Origin of the sequence: Psychromonas sp., assembly GCF_047632955.1 — a bacterium.
In the GTDB taxonomy this organism is placed as follows: domain Bacteria; phylum Pseudomonadota; class Gammaproteobacteria; order Enterobacterales; family Psychromonadaceae; genus Psychromonas.
Genome location: NZ_JBLIED010000025.1, coordinates 1 through 16,516, shown reverse-complemented (window position 1 = coordinate 16,516; position 16,516 = coordinate 1). Strand labels below are relative to the sequence as shown.

Here is a 16,516-nt window from a genome sequence, read left to right as displayed (position 1 = left end):
CTGTCGGTGTATGTTTTACAGCCGTAATAATTCCTTTTAGTTTACGTTGATTAGTAATCCTCTAATACCTCAGGTATTCCAAAACTAAGAACATAATATTAGATGCTCTTACACGCAGTCTATGCATAAAATACGGATTATGGTAACTGACTGTTTTTAAAATTAAAAAATTAATTATTAGATATTTAAACTTTTTTATAACTAAACCGACCAAAAAGGTTAGGTAATTTACGTTACGTTAAGAAATTATTGGGCGAATTAGGATAAAAAACGTTTCTGAACGGCACTGTGAGGTATGCGTCAGCATAATATTACGAACAAAACGTCCTTTATCTTAATATGCTATTGCTGTTGATAGATAATGATTATCTCGAACTGCGGAACTGCGTTTCGGTTTCTCATCATCTGGCACCAAACGCGAAATACCAACAATGAAAATTGAGACAACTGCTTTTAAGCGAAAGAGACTAACAAACCAACGTAACTATAAGTTAAAGCCTACAAACAACCTGCAAGAAAATTAGTGCTGGCAATTGGCGCAATACACACTGGCTCTTGCTGCTAACTTAACGGATTTTAAGGGGTTTTCGCAGTTTGGACATTGCTGACCCGTTTTACCGTAAATCTGTAACGTCTGTTGAAAATAGCCGGGTTTGCCGTCACTGCCGACAAAATCCTTAAGAGTGGTGCCGCCTTGTTGTATTGCCTGTTGTAAAATCTCCTTAATACAATCAACCAATAACTGGTAGCGTTTCTGCGAGATATTACCGGCACTGCGAGTTGGTTTTATCCCGGCCCTAAAAAGAGCCTCTGTGGCATAAATGTTGCCTACCCCAGTAACGACCTTCTGATCCATTATAAACTGCTTAACGGGCAGTTTTCGGCTTGCTGCTGCTGTATATAAATACTTAGCAGTAAAATCATCACTGAGCGGCTCAGGACCTAGTTTACTTAACAGCGGAGAGTCTTCCGGCGTAGAGCCCAGCCATAAAATCGCGCCAAAACGGCGCGGATCGGTAAAGCGTAACAAACAATCTGCGAAAATGAGATCGGCATGGTCATGTTTTTTTGGCGGGCTATCTAAGGGGCAAATTTGTAAACTACCGGACATACCGAGATGAATTAACAGGGTGCCGCTGCTAAAGTTGAATAGCAGGTATTTAGCGCGGCGATCGATTGAAAGTAATATTTTACCTTTAATTTCTGATAATAAATCCTGCGGTATTTTCCAGCGCAGTTGAGTATGCCGGAGCACCACATCTTGCACAGATTTATTAATAAGATGCGGGCTAATTCCTTTTCTGCTGGTTTCTACTTCCGGTAATTCAGGCATAAAAATCCTCTCTTTGAACTAATATTATCAGTGTACTGACTCTTTGGAGAAAATCTATGCTTGGTTTACCTACGTGGCTGGTTGTATTAATTGGTTTGGTATTAAATATTTCATCTGCATTAGTGACACACTTTATTATTGAAGGTAAGGATCAGCAGCTTAATATACTGTCTGCTCAGGCCACCAGAAACAATAAAGAGATAGATCTTTTCTGGGTACAGATAGAGGGTATGGAGAGAAAGCGTGAAACGTTATATCTGTTATTAAACCAGGGTGATCTGCAGAAAAATGTTGCACAGCAATTTTCAATATTACTGAAAACTTATCTGCATCAGGAAATCCCTGTTTCAATGTTACAAAATATTAGTGAATTAGATTTAAAAATTAATGACTATCAAGATGATTTACGGGAGAAAATAGACGCTAAGTACTTTCTGAACTTGGGGTTGGCTGAGCTGGAGATGGTATTAAAAAAACAGATATCGCGTTTACGAACCTGGTCTATTTTTTTACAGATAATCGGTTTGTCGTTGATTTTAGCCAGAGATCTGAGTAGAAAAAGGACAGGTTAGTAGCAAATGTATTAAAGATGTGAACTTGTATTGCGTAGGGAAAATTAATACTAGCAAGACATGAGTTGCAGGAAGTAGTTATTCTCCTTTTAAGACTTATAACGCAGATAGGATTGATTTTAACCAGCAAGACTGATTACTTATTTGATGCGTTTGGTATATGTTTTTCAGGCATAAAAAAACCCAGTATAAACTGGGTTTTTACAGACTAAATCAAGATCACTTGATTTTGCCTTCTTTGTACATAACATGCTTACGTACAACAGGATCAAACTTTTTGATCTCAAACTTTTCAGGCATAGTCTTTTTATTTTTATCGGTAGTATAAAAATGGCCAGTACCAGCACTTGAATTTAAACGAATTTTATCACGCATTTTAAATCTCCTTAAACTTTTTCACCATTGGCACGAAGATCAGTTAATACTGAATCAATACCTTTTTTATCGATGATACGCATCCCTTTAGTAGTTAGGCGCAGTTTTACAAAACGGTTTTCACTTTCTACCCAGAAACGGTGTGTTTGCAGGTTAGGTAAAAAACGACGTCGTGTGCGGTTTTTTGCGTGTGATACATTGTTACCTGAAGCTGGACGCTTACCTGTAACTTGACATACTCTAGACATGTCGTGATTCTCCAAATATTAGTTTTACTCGAGCAAAATAGTCGAACACCTTTTTTAGCCGTCGCCAAAGGCGTCGAGGGCGCATTTTATACATGATTGCGTATGGAAGATCAACAAAACTTCGAATTTAGGCGTTAAATCCATCCATTTTCTGCAAATGAGGTACATTTTTTGTGCCCAACGACCAAATGGTCTAAAACTCGGACGTCGATTAATTGCAGCGCAGAAACTATTTTTCGAGTGATTATTTTGTCTGCTTCGCTTGCAGACGGATCGCCTGAAGGGTGGTTATGTACCAGAATAATTGCCGCTGCATTTTCAGATAAAACTTTTTGCGCGATGATTCTAGGATGCACTGTTGCGCAGTCGATTGAACCGAAGAAAAACTCATGAAAGCGAATAATACGATGCTGCGTATCTAATAATATTGCCGCAAACACCTCATAGGGTAAATTGTGCATTTTAGCGATTAAAAAGGCTTTGGTTTGTGTGGCGCTGGTTAACAGTTGTCCGGTATTTAAGGGCTCTTGTAAATAACGGCTGGACATTTCAAGGACCGCCTGCAATTGCACATATTTTGCCTGTCCTAACCCTTTTTTTGCACAGAAATCCGATTCTGATGCCGCAAATAAAGCATGTAAGGAGCCGAATTCAGTGAGTAATTGCTTGGCGAGAGTGACTACGTCTATGCCTTTGCAGCCCGTTCGTAAAAAGATAGCCAGCAGCTCCGCATCCGAAAGGGCAGCGGTGCCTTTTTGCAGCAATTTTTCTCTCGGTCTTTCTTGATTAGGCCATTCTTTTAATTTTGTCATGATCTGTAAATTCCAATAATTGGACATGAAGATGATAAATAAATTGTTATTGAGCCGATTTTGGATAAGTATAGTGCAGCCATTAAATTGCGATTAATTTGAGTAGATTTATTGACATTTTGCTTCATTACTTTGCTATTCTATGCTCTTCTTATTTGTTATATTGAGTCTTCCACAATGTCTGAACATCATGTTTTAAGCGGGAAAAAAATATTACTGGGTATTGCGGGCGGAATTGCTGCTTATAAATGCGCAGAATTAACGCGCCGTTTAAAGGATCAGGGTGCAGATGTCCGAATTGTAATGACCTCTTCGGCGAAGGCGTTTATCACGCCTCTCACCATGCAGGCTGTCTCCGGACATGCTGTAGCTGATAATTTATTAGATCCCAATGCAGAATCTGGTATGGGACATATCGAGTTGGCCAAATGGGCGGACCTTATTTTGCTTGCACCCGCCACCGCCAATTTAATCGCACGATTACGTGCGGGCATGGCGGATGAGTTATTAACCACTTTATGTTTAGCGACATCCTCTCCCATTGCGGTTGCGCCGGCAATGAATCAGCAAATGTACTTAGCACAGGCAACGCAAGACAATATCAGCGTATTAAAGCAACGCGGGCTAATGATTTGGGGACCGGCACAAGGTATGCAAGCCTGTGGCGATATAGGGCCCGGTAGATTGCTTGAGGCGGCTGATCTGGTCGAGCACGTTATAGATTGTTTCAATGATAAAAACCGCTATTTTACGGGTGTTAACATCACCATTACGGCAGGGCCGACGCAGGAAGCATTAGATCCTGTGCGTTATATCAGTAACCACAGTTCCGGTAAAATGGGGTTTGCATTGGCCGAAGCGGCGCAAAAAAGTGGGGCAAATGTGACTTTAATTAGTGGTCCGGTGCACTTAGGTACGCCAAACGGGGTGACTCGATTGAATGTTGAAAGTGCGTTAGAGATGCACCAAGCCAGTTTATCCTGCCTTAATCACTGCGATATTTTCATCGCTTGTGCGGCTGTTGCGGATTATCGAGCGGAAACGGTTGCCGAGCAAAAAATGAAAAAACAGTCAGGCACTGATGATTTAATGATTAAGTTAGTAAAAAATCCGGATATTATTGCCGATGTCGCAAATCATCAAGATCGACCTTTCTGCGTGGCTTTTGCTGCAGAAACGCAGTATCTTGAAGTTCATGCAAAAGATAAATTAAAACGTAAAAATGTAGATTTAATTGCAGCCAATGATGTTGCAAAAAGTGGCCAAGGTTTTAATAGTGAACAAAATGCGTTAAGCGTGTTTTCCAGCGAACAGAGATTTGATATAACACTTGCCGATAAAAAGGCGGTTGCCGGGCAGCTACTTAAAATAATAAGCCAACAATACGCTTTAAAAAACAAAGGATTTAAATAATGAAACAGATAGAGCTGAAAATTCTCGATCCCCGCATTGGTAAAGAATTCCCGCTTCCTGAGCATGCCACGGCGGGATCTGCTGGTATGGATTTGCGTGCTTGTATTGATCAAGCATTAATTATTCAGCCTGGAGAAACCAAGCTAATTCCAACGGGTATTGCCATCCATATTGGTGACCCTAAACTGGCGGCAACCATTTTACCGCGTTCAGGATTGGGTCATAAGCATGGTATTGTGTTGGGAAATTTAGTGGGTTTAATTGATTCTGATTATCAAGGTCCGCTGATGGTTTCTTGTTGGAATAGAAGTACAGAAAGCTTCAGCCTTGAGCCGGGAGAGCGATTGGCGCAGTTGGTTTTTTTGCCCGTAATACAGGCAACCTTTGAAATTGTTACTGAATTTAAGGGATCAGAGCGTGGCGAGGGTGGATTTGGTCACTCGGGTAAACATTGATTTTAGTTTAAAACGACAAGGGAAGTTGTAAATTATGCTGACACAAATTACCAAAAAGAAAGTAAATCGCAAGGACGATATTTTACGCGCATTGGCTAAAATGCTTGAAGGGCAACCCGGCCAGCGTATTACAACCGCAAAATTAGCTGCTGAAGTCGGCGTTTCTGAAGCCGCATTATATCGCCATTTTCCAAGCAAAGCGCGAATGTTTGAAGGGATAATTGATTATATTGAATCAACCATCTTTACCCAGATAAATTTAATTAAAGAACAGCAAAAGCAAACATTCGCACGTATTGAACATATCTTATATTTTTTGTTAGGTTTTGCAGAGCAAAATCCCGGTCTTACGCGCATTTTAACCGGGGATGCTTTGTTAGGAGAAAATGAGCGCCTGCAAACACGCATTGAGCATGTTTTTTCAAAGTTAGAGTCACAACTCAAACTGATCCTGAGAGAAAAAGCCATTTTTGATGGCGGTAAACTGAGTATTGACGAGGCTATCATCGCGAACTTATTATTGGCTTTTGTTGAAGGACGCATGAGCCAGTTTGTACGCAGTCAATTTAAACAGAAACCCACCCAGTATTTCAATATTCAATGGCCATTCTTATACCGACAGCTGCAACAAAGTTAATTATAAACTGCGCAGAAAAAGTGAATGACAGGCAGTTTTATTTTCTATTTTTTCATTAACTTTTTAACACTTTCTGGAATACCTGTGGGCTGGTTTTTATCAAGGTCCCCATCTTCCGGCAGAGGCTGCCCGGTATAAGCGTGTAAGAAGGCTTCACATAATAATTCGCTGTTGGTTGCATGGCGTAGATTATTGACCTGACGACGGGTGCGTTCGTCGGTCAATATTTTAAGGACTTTAGTGGGGATAGAGACAGTTATCTTTTTTACTTGCTCACTTTTTTTACCGTGTTCAGCATAAGGGCTGATATATTCACCATTCCATTTTGTAGACATCTTTATTACCCCATAAAAGTAGAAAGGTTATTTTACCGTTTGTTGCTTATTATGGCAATCTATACGTAAAGAGGGCTGGATGTCTATTGTTCACTTTCCTTGGCTGTACTGGTAAATGACGATAAAATAAGCTCTTTATTGTTGGATAATTCAATTTCATAAAACTGCGGTAAGTTGAAATTTATTCTTTCATCTGATTTATTCATTTCATTGTTATTTGAAGCATAAAATCGATTTACGTTTTGCACCAAATCATCTTTACCGCCGGTAAAATTATGCAGTGTTTCTATTTCATTATCCGCATTGGCAATATAAACATTAAACCCATTACTGTGATTCTCAAAAAAGAACTGCACGATACCTTCACTGATATGTGAGCCAATAATGGATGCTGTTTTATCAAAATAAGTGTTTTTTAAATTAAGGGCACTGCTGGATAGTTTTTTATTGGAAATATGGCTGTAAATATCAACGGGATTTTTTAGATGCTGTACTGAAACGCCCGTTTGTTCAAAATAAAAAGCAAACTTTTCTTCGCCTGTCCTTAACGTTTGTACGGATCGCTGGCTGATAGAATCCAAACGCAACTGTATGTATTCATTTAGTTTTGATATAAATGCCTGACTTATTTGCGATTGAAACTGGCAACTGTAACAAAATAAATCTATCTGTTCAGGAGGTTCTGCCTCCTGGTGCATTTTTCCTAAAATAGTATGAAGTGCATCAATAACGGATTGATTATTATTAAAGTGTAAGGTGCGTACCTCATTCCAAGAATTCCGGTAAATAAGGTCAATACTGCCAATTAAACACTCTTTTTCTTCGCCGTAAGAAAAAACATCTCCCCGTTGATCATCTTCACTTTCGGGGGTACTTTCCCAGTGACGGGTGGGATCTCTTTCAAGATTTAAAAAAATGGTTAAGTGTTTGATCTCGCAAGGGCGGCTTAATGCATTATTGCTTGCTTTGGGGATATAAATAGGAAAAACCGAATAAAGATCTTGAATAAACTGGTTTAGTTTTTTATCCACAAGGTCAGAACCTTGATTATAGATATATAATTGCGTCTCCTCTTCATACAATCCATTCATATGACACCATGCAACTAACTTGGCAATATATTTAGCATACATTAATGTCGGGGTGTTGATCAGGGCAAAGCTGTCAAGAGGACAGTTATACAGATACCATCCAGCCGCATTTTTTCTATTTTCGGGAACTTGAATAAAACTGAGATTCGGCTCCGATAGATCCGGTGATATTTTAGGGTTAATTAGGTCTACTTTACCCGGTAGGCTTTCGTGTGCTGCATAAAGTTTACGCGATAATATACCCAAATCTTCGGCGCTGATTGAACCTTCAATATTATTATCACGCGCGAAGCTGAGCAATTTACTGTAACTTGCCATTAAAGTATCAAGCAATATATCTTTGGTTTTAGTGACCGCTCTCACTTTCCATTTTTTGCGATTATCTAAATCTGCAATCTGACTCTCATTCCAACCCCACTGCTTGACAAATTTAGTTAAAACTTGGCGTCGCCAGGTAGGTGGATCCAAAGTACACATTTTTGAAAGGGTCTCTTCGGTTTTTAGATAAAAACAAGCGCGCACCACCTCGAGGCGTGGAAGGTCGTTAATCTTGTTTAAATACGTGGTTACTCTTTCCAGCATGAGACAATAGGGATCAAGATATTCAATGTCAGTCTGTTGTTCTTGAAAGCGTTTTTTATAACACATTGCAATGAGTTGAGTGTTGGGGTATTCCCAAGAGTAAGCTTCCATAAGAATGGTTTTTAAGACCGCTTTGTAGGGCGTATCGATGCCTTTATAGAGTTGCCAAAGTGTTGCACCAAAATATTCTTCAGCCGGAATACGGTCAAATCCGCCGAGATCTAACCAGTCATCGGGATTTAAGTCACCGTTATCATAAAGGTTTTGCACATACTGATTATAATTTTTTTCATGTTCAAAGGGGACCTGCCACCATAGGATGCGTTTTCCTGCGATATGCAGTTCAGTGCGATAAAACTCATCAAGCAATAATAAATGCTGCGAACTGCCACATGCATCCATGGTCATATCGGATGTATTATCAATACGAAACTTATTATCAGGAATTAAAAAAAAGTTCAGTTCAACCCCGTAACCTTCTGCCCAATGGGTTATTAACCAGGCTTTATTCTCTAATAGTTTGACCCGCTGCTGATCCAGTTGGTGAGGATAACAAATCCAAATGTCCAAATCACTTTCGGACGATTGACCTATGGAGGCCGTACTGCCCATCGCATATAAACCGATTAGATCCGCCGGCTGCGCTTTTTTTTGTGGTTCATCTTGAAATGATAATAAGTTATTCAGTTGTATTTTTAAGTCTTCTGAGTGAGTCTTTTGCTCTTTTAGATATAAAGGCAAGTTATATGCTTTGCTATTTAAGCCCGTTGTTTGAGTGTTTTTTTGCGGCTCATCTTGAAGTGATAATAAGTTCTTGAGTTGTATTTTTAAGTCTGCTGAGTGAGTCTTTTTTTGCTCTTTTAAATATGAGGATAAATCATATGGTTTTGTATTTAAGTCAGTTTCTTGGGTGTCTTTTTGTGGCTCGGCTTGATAGGAAAATAATTCAGCCAGCTGTTTTTTATGTTTTTTTGTAACGTTAAATTGATGTATGCCAACAGGGGTATCACCTTGGGTATAGCCCGGAAGGCTAGGGTGATTATAATGAAATAAAAGAGGGAAAGTATGAAATACAGTCAGGGTGTCTGCATCCATCAATAATTCTGCCGATTGTATCCGCAGGCGAGTCAACTCGTCAGCTTTGTCACGTAATCTTTTTATTTCTGGATTCAACGTAAAACCTGCTGCCCATTTCATCAATAAATGAACCTGGGAGTAAATGAAAGTGTGATTAGCTTAGCATTTTTTAGTACACCGGTAAATGTCAAGTTTTCATAAGTAATGACAAATTAAAGCCAATTCCATTGCGAGAAAAGACTTTATGAGTAACCGCACAACCGTTAATAAAAAAACAGTTTTCTTGCTTATTATGCATTTGCTGAACTTTTGTTTTTAATCGTCTAGTTCATAAGGTAAAGGAGCATAATAAAGGGTTGAACCTTCTATCTCTTGTATCTGATAAACACTCTGTGAGTCACTGTCTTTTGGTAAAATGGCTAACACTTCGATATGTCCATCACCGTATTGGCACCCGGATAAGATAGTACCAACACGCTTCCAGTTGTTGTTTAATAAAACTTGTACATTTTGTCCTGCTTTGGGTGCCTCTGTGGCGCGGCCGGTGAGAATAAAAAGCGCCCGTTTGTTTGCGCCTCGGTATTTTGCCCGGGCAACGGTTTCTTGGCCAATATAACAACCTTTAGTGAAACTGATACCATTAAGTGCCTGCAGATTAAGCATTTGCGGAATAAACAATCCGGATGTTTCCTGCTCTATAAAAGCGACACCTGAAGCAATATTCATCGCGTTCCACAAACTATCATCATAAATATCCGCCTGATCTTTGAGATCTTCAGTTAAATGCATTGCCTGCTGGTTTTTTACAATCATTAAATAACGTAATGATGGGTAGGGTTGTTTGATGATAACACCCTGATCATCGCCCAGCAGATGACTCTCTTCACGAGTGGCTGATATATCGAAATTTTTGGCAATATAAGCTGCAGATTTACAGCCGGCCAAACCCAATAATTGGTATTCAGTTTCTATGTTAATGGTAACTTTTGAAAAGGTTGCATATTTCTGTAATTCAGGCAGTTGTTTTGCCGTTACTGATTTCGGCTGAGTCAGTAAAATTCTATCATTTAAAATAATAACTCGAAAAATACTCCAAACTTTTCCCTGCGGGTTACACTGAGCTGCCAGTGTTTGTTGGCCTGGTTTTAAATTCGTCAAATCACATGTGAGTTGGCCCTGTAGAAAGGTAATACGATCTTCACCTGTTACGCTAATCAAATCCCAGCTATTCAGGGGACATAAGACCAAGTCGGGCAGCTGGCTGATATTATTGAGTTGACTGAGTTTAAACATTTTAGGCCTCATCTTTATACGGTTATGATATTTTACCATGGTATAGCTCACAACATAATTTGTCAGCAGTTGCTGTGAATAATTTATTATTGTTATGATGTATACCCAAATTACTTGAATCTGTATCATCAAGTAGTTCAGGTATCTATGCACTTTATTTTAAATAGGAAAGCAAAGAAATGGCTGAAGCCGTCAATAAATCTCGTTTATTATGGGCATGTCGCCGAGGTATGTTAGAGCTCGATGTGTTATTTATCCCTTTTGTTAAAGACGCTTATGATTACTTATCTGATCTGGATAAGCTGACTTTTGAACGTTTATTGACTAACGAAGATCCGGACTTGTTTGCCTGGTTCATGGGTCATAAAATCTGTCCCGATGCCGAACAGGCGAAGATCATCGATGTCATACTCAAGCGCGTTAAAGTATAACATTGTTGTCAGCACCTCTCTTTACGGAGGTGTTTTTGTTTTTACCTTGTACTCTTCCCTTATTCTATTATTACTGCTAGTCGTTGAATTAACCTGGTTAAGCATTATATTGTCTGTATTTTTAGTGCTGATTGCGGCCTATGGGGGGAAAAAAGCCTATGCTCAGACTTACCAACTAAAATTGAGTGATACGGGAAAGATTGACGTTGTATTTGCCAATAAGCAGTTGCTCCGCGGGGAAATTAGCTCATCTTCTTTTTATAATGGTTTTTGCTTATTTGTGCATTTGCAAAGCAGACCCACTGACTTATCAAACTTAATCATCCACAAAAAACCTGCTAAAAGATTTATTGTCATTTACAAAGATGCAGTTAAAGAAGATGAGTACCGGTTATTAGCCCGATTGATTAAAACCGGGCAGTAGGATCTGTTGATCATTCAAGTACAAATTTTGTTCAGTCTAAAAGTATTCTGGGCAAGGCATGTATCGTTCACATAGTTATTCTCTGTAAACGACGAATAACGCAGCGCAGGACGCTTTTAGATCAACCCAAAGGGCAACATTTGTGCGCACTTCCTACTGCGTTATCGCCTGCTTGTGTAGAATAACCACACCGCGCAGGCTCTGCCTTGTATTAAGCACGCACAAATTGCTGCAAAAATGCACACAAAAGATCAACAGACTCTGGTGATGACTAGCTGTTTTTGTCAGGGCTAAGAATGGTGGGTTTCGGGTTGTCCAGTTGTTCAGGGTAATCAAGATTGTAGTGTAAACCTCGGCTCTCTTTTCTTTTCATTGCACTTTTTACCATTATTTCAGCAACTTGCACTAAATTTCTGAGCTCCAGAAGGTTGTTGCTTACTTTACAGTTACTGTAATATTCATCGATTTCTCGTTGCAGTAACTGCACTCGGTGCAGCGCCCGTTGTAAACGTTTATCGGTGCGCACAATACCAACATAATCCCACATAAATAAGCGCAGCTCATGCCAGTTATGCTGAATGACGACCGCTTCATCTGAATCATCTACCTGGCTCTCATCCCAGTCAGGAATTTTTGCAAATTTACGCTCATTATAAAAAGGAAGACGGTTAATTATATCTTTGGCGCAGGCATGCGCATAAACAATGCACTCTAATAACGAATTCGAGGCTAAGCGATTTGCGCCATGCAGGCCAGTATAAGAGACTTCTCCAATCGCATATAATCCATCTATATCTGTTTGCCCATGATGATCGATCATCACACCACCACAGCTATAATGCGCTGCGGGTACAATAGGGATAGGTTGCTCGGCCATATCGATGCCGAGTGACAAGCAGCGCTGATAAATAGTGGGAAAGTGTTTAACGATGAATTCTTTGGATTTATGGCTGATGTCTAAATACATACAATCTGCCCCTAAGCGCTTCATCTCATAATCGATTGCCCGCGCAACAATGTCACGCGGAGCCAGCTCGGCACGCTCATCAAAATCAAACATAAAGCGACTACCGTCCGGGCGCAGCAGATGAGCCCCTTCTCCGCGGAGTGCTTCAGTTAACAAAAAGTTTTTAGCGTCAGCGTGGAATAGACAGGTCGGGTGGAACTGATTAAATTCCATGTTGGCAATACGGCAACCACTGCGCCAGGCTAAGGCAATACCATCACCGCTGGAGACATCGGGATTACTGGTATATTGGTAAACTTTACTGGCGCCGCCCGTTGCCAGTGTGACAAAATTTGACTTGATGATTTCAACTCGCTCGGCTTTACGGTTCCAGACATAAGCGCCTAAAATGCGGTTTGCCGGAAGATTTAATTTTCGGCTGGTGATTAAATCAACCGCATTATAGCCTTCCAGCAGGTTGATATTTTTATGCTTTTTGACCGCGCCGAGTAACGTTGTTTCAATTTCTTTACCCGTCGCATCGGCCGCGTGCAGAATACGGCGATGCGAGTGTCCGCCTTCCCGCGTGAGGTGGTATTGTGCCTGACCATCTCTATCAATTTCAGTATCAAAACCAACGCCGGTATCAATTAACCATTGAATGCTCTCTTTGGCATTACTGACCGTAAAGCGTACAGCATCTTCATCACATAAACCTGCGCCTGCAATTAATGTATCTTGGACATGCGCTTCAACACTGTCATCATCGGAAAAAACAGCCGCAACGCCCCCCTGGGCATATAAGGTTGAACCTTCGGAAAGCTTGCCTTTACTCAATACTGTGATTTTAGCGTGAGGAGCGAGCTTTAGCGCTAATGAAAGCCCGGCAGCGCCAGCGCCAATAATGAGGACGTCACAAGTATGTTGCTGTTCAGTTATTGATTTACTTTCTGTCATAGCGTTATATGCTCTGTTATTAAGGTCATTTGTCAGTATCTATTTCATTTTCACATTAACCACTTTAAAATGAGAACCTATACTTTTCAACTACTTTAGGTATATTAAATATAAAGTCAGTCCAAAAAGTCAATTATTTTCATTTTTTTCGGAACTTTCTTTTTTATTCAAAGTCATAAGTGTGGGTGCTAATAGGGCTCACCAACATTATCATAGGTAGAGAAGCCCTAATGAGTGAGCGAGATTTAGATTTACAACTGGTTCGGCGTATTCAAAACGGGGATCAAGTTGCTTTTACATTGTTAGTTAGAAAATACCAAACCCGAGTTGCCAATATTTTAACGCGCTATGTGCGCAATACTGGGGATATTGCAGATGTAGCCCAAGAGGTATTTATCAAAGTGTATAATTCTCTGGCCTCTTTTCGTGGAGACAGTGCGTTTTATACCTGGTTATATAGAATTACGGTTAATACAGCAAAAAATTACTTAACAAGTCAAAGCCGTCGACCGCCCGCATCAGATATTGATGCAATGGAAGCTGATAATTTTGAAGGTAGTGATGCGTTAAAAGAAGTTGATAATCCTGAGGCGATATTAAGATCTCAGGAAGTAAAAAAAGTGATTTTAACAACTATTGAACAATTACCCCCGGAACTAAAGGCTGCTATTACGTTTAGAGAGCTCGAGGGAATGAGTTATGAACAAATAGCAATTATCGAAGATTGCCCTATCGGTACAGTTCGCTCTCGGATTTTTAGAGCTCGTGAAATGATAGATAAGCATCTGAAACCTCTTTTAGAAGATTAATTGGGAAGCAAAATGAAAGATGTGAATGAACAACTGTCAGCGATTGTTGATAATGAATTTATTGAGCAGAAGTTAATTGATGAACTGCTGATCAATAAAGATAAACAGGATCAATTTTGCCGTTATAATTTAATTGGTGAGGTGATGCGTGGTGATGTTACCGATCAATTCGTTAATTTTGATATTAGCCAACAAGTCATGGCTGAAATAAAAAAACAACCTGATACAGCGCCAGTTGTGGAGCTTGGTGCAATTAATGAAACAGTGGCACAAGCAAGTGAAAATAACGTCATCTCTTTTTTTAAACGTTTTGGACAATATGCGATCGCCGCGTCCGTTGCCGGTGTGGTGGTGTTAGCAAGCCTTGTTACTTCTGAACCAACCTTTGAAAACAACGGTGCAGGACTTGAAGTGTTAAAGACTGTGCCCATGGGCGGTGCAAACCCGGTCAGCTTGCAGGCAACTAAAAAACAATCACAACAGGACGTTAAAGAACATAATGCACGATTAGACGCATTATTAAATGACCATCAATTACAGTTGCAAACGCAACCTTAAGTAATTGTTAATTTAAGATTAAAAGCTCACCTCTGTGCAGGCCACAGAGGTGAGCACTATCAAAGCATAAAAAAGATAGTCTAACTGCTGCTTATGTAAACGGCGTATAAATATTTAAATTAAAAAATACAGCTGCAAACACAACCTTAAGGTAAGTAATGAAACTGCTCTTATATTTTAAAACGTTAATTACCTGTGTGTTGATATTAATGGCGAGTGCCGCATTTTCTGTTCAAGCCACAGAGGCGAGCAACGATCAAACAGAAAAAAAGGATGAGCTAACTGCTATTGAATACCTGCAGCTGATGCAAAAATCCTATAAAAATTTAAATTATGAAATATTATATTTAAATAACCTAAAAAATACAGTTGAACCCAAACAGTTACTCCATGGCGTGATTAATCAAGAAGAGATTGTTTATTTTCGTTATTTAAACGGCGCAATGCGTGAGTCTTTACAATACCTGCAGAAAATAAGTTATTTTGAACAGGGCTCACAACCCTATACGTTACAATCGACTCGCAACCAAAGTGTTTTTGCAAATATTGCTAATTTTGATTATGACCAGGGGTTAGTGTCATACGAGTACATTATTTTAGGAAAAGGTCGCATTGCGGGTAAAACAGCAATGGCGATACGTATGATAAGTAAAGATCAATATCGTTATAGTTATATAGTCTGGATCGATCTTGATACTCATTTGCCTTTGCGCTTAGATACAATTAATAATGAAAATATTATTCTTGACCAGATAATGGTTGTTTCATTAAAAGTTAGCGAACAACTGAATCCATGGCTAGAAAGCTTGAGTAATCAAAAATTGCCTGAATTATTTCATTTAACCCAAAGCTCTAATCTTCAAGCGTCTTTATGGAAGGTCGATTGGTTGCCTGCTGGTTTTAAAGTTGTTAAGGATGATCAGCATAAATTAGTAATGTATGAAAATGAACCGGTTTCCTACATAATGTTAAACGATGGCATTGTTTCTGTTTCGATATATATATCAACTAAAAAAACAACGTCAGAGCAACAGCAAAATATAATTCAACGCGGCGCAACGGTTTTATACACAGATCAAAAAGATAATTTTGAGATCAATGTGATCGGCGAAATACCTGTTGCCACTGCCAAGCGTTTAATCGAATCAATTTCTATGGTGGAATAAAAGATGGTAGCTGAGAAAGGGAAAATAATAGCAATAGAAAAAAATAAGGGTAAAACTCTCGCTCATATTGAATACATTTCAAAATCGGCATGTTCGTCGTGTCAAAATAATGATAACTGTGGTGTGGGTGTTGTATCAAAAACATTTTCAGACAAAGCACTCCAATTTAGTATTCCTTATACAGAAGAAATGAAGGTGAATAACTTTGTTGAACTGCGTATAAATAATAAAGATTTAATAAAAAGTGCCATGTTAGTCTACCTTGTACCCCTTCTCTTTTTTATCTGCAGTGCATTAATAGCCAAACAGTTTTACATAACCAATGAAGCCTTCATTATATTAATAGCAATCAGCTGGGCGGCGATTGGTTTTGTGATAACTCACTTCGTTAGTAAAAAATTGTACCCTCAAAAATCTATCAATCAGCTAATCAGCAGCAAAACAATACAATAACGGCTAACTAAACAGCACTTTGTTGTTTAATTAATCGTTCATTCATTTTATTCAAATAATTGCCAATAAACGCTTGCCAGCGTCATCTAAATCTCTATAATGCGCATCCACGGAAACGGTAAAGACGCAAGTCAAACCAGTTACTCAGAACGAAAGAGATTAAGTTTTTAATAACGTTAAACGTTGATTGAAAACAAGAATTAATCATTGACATCGTTTGCAGGTGGCGTAGTATACGCACCTTGCCGAAAGGCACGCTCTTTAACAATTTAATCAAACAATCTGTGTGGACACTTATTGTTGATGTGATTTCAAAAAAATCAAAGTCCTTTCTTGTAAAGGCAACATCAATATAGTGACACACGAATTAATTCATTAATTCAGAATAACAAAAGAACTTAGGTTCTTTAGTTTTAGTCAGTAATATTGAGTCGCAGCGCAAGCTGCAAATTAAACTTTAAATTGAAGAGTTTGATCATGGCTCAGATTGAACGCTGGCGGCAGGCTTAACACATGCAAGTCGAACGGTAACAGGAAATAGCTTGCTAT

General features: G+C 39.2%; 18 protein-coding genes and 1 rRNA gene. 11 read left to right on the top strand and 8 right to left on the bottom strand.

Annotation, left to right across the window (positions count from 1 at the left end; genetic code table 11):
• Positions 1-520: 520 nt before the first annotated feature.
• The gene (gene mutM, locus ACJAZP_RS13885; RefSeq protein WP_415231337.1) at positions 521-1,333 is read right to left on the bottom strand and encodes a bifunctional DNA-formamidopyrimidine glycosylase/DNA-(apurinic or apyrimidinic site) lyase; all 813 of its coding nucleotides are present in this window, start codon (positions 1,331-1,333) and stop codon (positions 521-523) included.
• 56 nt (positions 1,334-1,389) lie between these two features.
• Here mutM and ACJAZP_RS13880 point away from each other — a divergent pair, with 56 nt between their 5' ends.
• Complete coding sequence (locus ACJAZP_RS13880; protein ID WP_415231336.1) at positions 1,390-1,905, top strand: hypothetical protein; 516 nt, start codon at positions 1,390-1,392, stop codon at positions 1,903-1,905.
• 219 nt (positions 1,906-2,124) lie between these two features.
• On the opposite strand, the gene rpmG is transcribed toward ACJAZP_RS13880, so the two are convergent.
• The 3 genes from rpmG to radC form a co-directional block, all read right to left on the bottom strand.
• Positions 2,125-2,280: a 50S ribosomal protein L33 gene (gene rpmG / locus ACJAZP_RS13875; RefSeq protein ID WP_011768487.1), complete on the bottom strand. Its 156-nt coding sequence runs from the start codon at positions 2,278-2,280 to the stop codon at positions 2,125-2,127.
• Positions 2,281-2,291: 11 nt separating this feature from the next.
• A complete protein-coding gene (rpmB, locus tag ACJAZP_RS13870; protein WP_415231335.1) occupies positions 2,292-2,528 on the bottom strand; it encodes a 50S ribosomal protein L28 in 237 nt (78 codons plus the stop codon).
• A gap of 134 nt (positions 2,529-2,662) precedes the next feature.
• Complete coding sequence (gene radC / locus ACJAZP_RS13865; RefSeq protein WP_415231334.1) at positions 2,663-3,340, bottom strand: RadC family protein; 678 nt, start codon at positions 3,338-3,340, stop codon at positions 2,663-2,665.
• Between the two features lie 177 nt (positions 3,341-3,517).
• Between radC and coaBC the strand changes: the two genes are divergently transcribed.
• The 3 genes from coaBC to slmA are packed head-to-tail and all read left to right on the top strand — an operon-like array spanning position 3,518 to position 5,845.
• Positions 3,518-4,753 (top strand): bifunctional phosphopantothenoylcysteine decarboxylase/phosphopantothenate--cysteine ligase CoaBC, encoded by a 1,236-nt coding sequence (gene coaBC, locus ACJAZP_RS13860; RefSeq protein WP_415231333.1) that lies wholly within the window; start codon positions 3,518-3,520, stop codon positions 4,751-4,753.
• A complete protein-coding gene (dut, locus tag ACJAZP_RS13855) occupies positions 4,753-5,208 on the top strand; it encodes a dUTP diphosphatase (protein ID WP_415231332.1) in 456 nt (151 codons plus the stop codon). Before coaBC ends, dut begins: the two co-directional genes overlap by 1 nt.
• A 34-nt stretch (positions 5,209-5,242) precedes the next feature.
• The gene (gene slmA, locus ACJAZP_RS13850; protein ID WP_415231331.1) at positions 5,243-5,845 is read left to right on the top strand and encodes a nucleoid occlusion factor SlmA; all 603 of its coding nucleotides are present in this window, start codon (positions 5,243-5,245) and stop codon (positions 5,843-5,845) included.
• A gap of 44 nt (positions 5,846-5,889) precedes the next feature.
• Here the strand turns inward: slmA and metJ are convergent, their stop codons facing one another.
• From metJ to ygfZ, 3 genes are all read right to left on the bottom strand, one after another.
• Entirely contained in the window at positions 5,890-6,180 is a 291-nt protein-coding gene (metJ, locus tag ACJAZP_RS13845) for a met regulon transcriptional regulator MetJ (RefSeq protein WP_415231330.1), read from the bottom strand.
• A gap of 83 nt (positions 6,181-6,263) precedes the next feature.
• On the bottom strand, positions 6,264-9,050 hold the full coding sequence (locus ACJAZP_RS13840) for a class I adenylate cyclase (protein ID WP_415231329.1): 2,787 nt from the start codon (positions 9,048-9,050) through the stop codon (positions 6,264-6,266).
• A gap of 195 nt (positions 9,051-9,245) precedes the next feature.
• Positions 9,246-10,223, bottom strand: a complete 978-nt coding sequence (gene ygfZ, locus ACJAZP_RS13835; protein ID WP_415231328.1) for a tRNA-modifying protein YgfZ — start codon at positions 10,221-10,223, stop codon at positions 9,246-9,248.
• 179 nt (positions 10,224-10,402) lie between these two features.
• Here ygfZ and ACJAZP_RS13830 point away from each other — a divergent pair, with 179 nt between their 5' ends.
• Both ACJAZP_RS13830 and ACJAZP_RS13825 read left to right on the top strand, forming a co-directional pair.
• Entirely contained in the window at positions 10,403-10,654 is a 252-nt protein-coding gene (locus tag ACJAZP_RS13830) for a succinate dehydrogenase assembly factor 2 (protein WP_415231327.1), read from the top strand.
• Positions 10,626-11,078, top strand: a complete 453-nt coding sequence (locus ACJAZP_RS13825; RefSeq protein ID WP_415231326.1) for a protein YgfX — start codon at positions 10,626-10,628, stop codon at positions 11,076-11,078. The genes ACJAZP_RS13830 and ACJAZP_RS13825 overlap by 29 nt, the downstream gene beginning before the upstream one ends.
• Positions 11,079-11,349: 271 nt before the next feature.
• Here ACJAZP_RS13825 and nadB read toward each other — a convergent pair whose 3' ends face one another.
• Complete coding sequence (gene nadB / locus ACJAZP_RS13820; protein WP_415231325.1) at positions 11,350-12,981, bottom strand: L-aspartate oxidase; 1,632 nt, start codon at positions 12,979-12,981, stop codon at positions 11,350-11,352.
• A gap of 230 nt (positions 12,982-13,211) precedes the next feature.
• On the opposite strand from nadB, the gene rpoE reads away from it, so the two are divergent.
• The 5 genes from rpoE to ACJAZP_RS13795 form a co-directional block, all read left to right on the top strand.
• The gene (gene rpoE / locus ACJAZP_RS13815; RefSeq protein ID WP_415231324.1) at positions 13,212-13,790 is read left to right on the top strand and encodes an RNA polymerase sigma factor RpoE; all 579 of its coding nucleotides are present in this window, start codon (positions 13,212-13,214) and stop codon (positions 13,788-13,790) included.
• 12 nt (positions 13,791-13,802) lie between these two features.
• The gene (locus ACJAZP_RS13810) at positions 13,803-14,348 is read left to right on the top strand and encodes a sigma-E factor negative regulatory protein (protein WP_415231323.1); all 546 of its coding nucleotides are present in this window, start codon (positions 13,803-13,805) and stop codon (positions 14,346-14,348) included.
• 158 nt (positions 14,349-14,506) lie between these two features.
• Complete coding sequence (locus ACJAZP_RS13805) at positions 14,507-15,514, top strand: MucB/RseB C-terminal domain-containing protein (protein ID WP_415231322.1); 1,008 nt, start codon at positions 14,507-14,509, stop codon at positions 15,512-15,514.
• Between the two features lie 3 nt (positions 15,515-15,517).
• Entirely contained in the window at positions 15,518-15,967 is a 450-nt protein-coding gene (locus tag ACJAZP_RS13800; protein ID WP_415231321.1) for a SoxR reducing system RseC family protein, read from the top strand.
• Positions 15,968-16,426: 459 nt separating this feature from the next.
• A 16S ribosomal RNA gene (locus tag ACJAZP_RS13795) occupies positions 16,427-16,516 on the top strand; the annotation flags it as partial.

What these genes read in the sequence shown, in the direction of transcription:
- metJ (WP_415231330.1), bottom strand. Translation starts at nt 6,180, where the DNA reads ATGTCTACAAAATGGAATGGTGAATATATCAGCCCTTATGCTGAACAC.
- rpoE (WP_415231324.1), top strand. Translation starts at nt 13,212, where the DNA reads ATGAGTGAGCGAGATTTAGATTTACAACTGGTTCGGCGTATTCAAAAC.
- slmA (WP_415231331.1), top strand. Translation starts at nt 5,243, where the DNA reads ATGCTGACACAAATTACCAAAAAGAAAGTAAATCGCAAGGACGATATT.
- coaBC (WP_415231333.1), top strand. Translation starts at nt 3,518, where the DNA reads ATGTCTGAACATCATGTTTTAAGCGGGAAAAAAATATTACTGGGTATT.
- ACJAZP_RS13825 (WP_415231326.1), top strand. Translation starts at nt 10,626, where the DNA reads ATGTCATACTCAAGCGCGTTAAAGTATAACATTGTTGTCAGCACCTCT.
- nadB (WP_415231325.1), bottom strand. Translation starts at nt 12,981, where the DNA reads ATGACAGAAAGTAAATCAATAACTGAACAGCAACATACTTGTGACGTC.
- mutM (WP_415231337.1), bottom strand. Translation starts at nt 1,333, where the DNA reads ATGCCTGAATTACCGGAAGTAGAAACCAGCAGAAAAGGAATTAGCCCG.
- rpmB (WP_415231335.1), bottom strand. Translation starts at nt 2,528, where the DNA reads ATGTCTAGAGTATGTCAAGTTACAGGTAAGCGTCCAGCTTCAGGTAAC.
- ACJAZP_RS13880 (WP_415231336.1), top strand. Translation starts at nt 1,390, where the DNA reads ATGCTTGGTTTACCTACGTGGCTGGTTGTATTAATTGGTTTGGTATTA.
- ACJAZP_RS13830 (WP_415231327.1), top strand. Translation starts at nt 10,403, where the DNA reads ATGGCTGAAGCCGTCAATAAATCTCGTTTATTATGGGCATGTCGCCGA.
- ACJAZP_RS13810 (WP_415231323.1), top strand. Translation starts at nt 13,803, where the DNA reads ATGAAAGATGTGAATGAACAACTGTCAGCGATTGTTGATAATGAATTT.
- ACJAZP_RS13800 (WP_415231321.1), top strand. Translation starts at nt 15,518, where the DNA reads ATGGTAGCTGAGAAAGGGAAAATAATAGCAATAGAAAAAAATAAGGGT.
- ACJAZP_RS13840 (WP_415231329.1), bottom strand. Translation starts at nt 9,050, where the DNA reads ATGAAATGGGCAGCAGGTTTTACGTTGAATCCAGAAATAAAAAGATTA.
- dut (WP_415231332.1), top strand. Translation starts at nt 4,753, where the DNA reads ATGAAACAGATAGAGCTGAAAATTCTCGATCCCCGCATTGGTAAAGAA.
- rpmG (WP_011768487.1), bottom strand. Translation starts at nt 2,280, where the DNA reads ATGCGTGATAAAATTCGTTTAAATTCAAGTGCTGGTACTGGCCATTTT.
- ygfZ (WP_415231328.1), bottom strand. Translation starts at nt 10,223, where the DNA reads ATGTTTAAACTCAGTCAACTCAATAATATCAGCCAGCTGCCCGACTTG.
- radC (WP_415231334.1), bottom strand. Translation starts at nt 3,340, where the DNA reads ATGACAAAATTAAAAGAATGGCCTAATCAAGAAAGACCGAGAGAAAAA.
- ACJAZP_RS13805 (WP_415231322.1), top strand. Translation starts at nt 14,507, where the DNA reads ATGAAACTGCTCTTATATTTTAAAACGTTAATTACCTGTGTGTTGATA.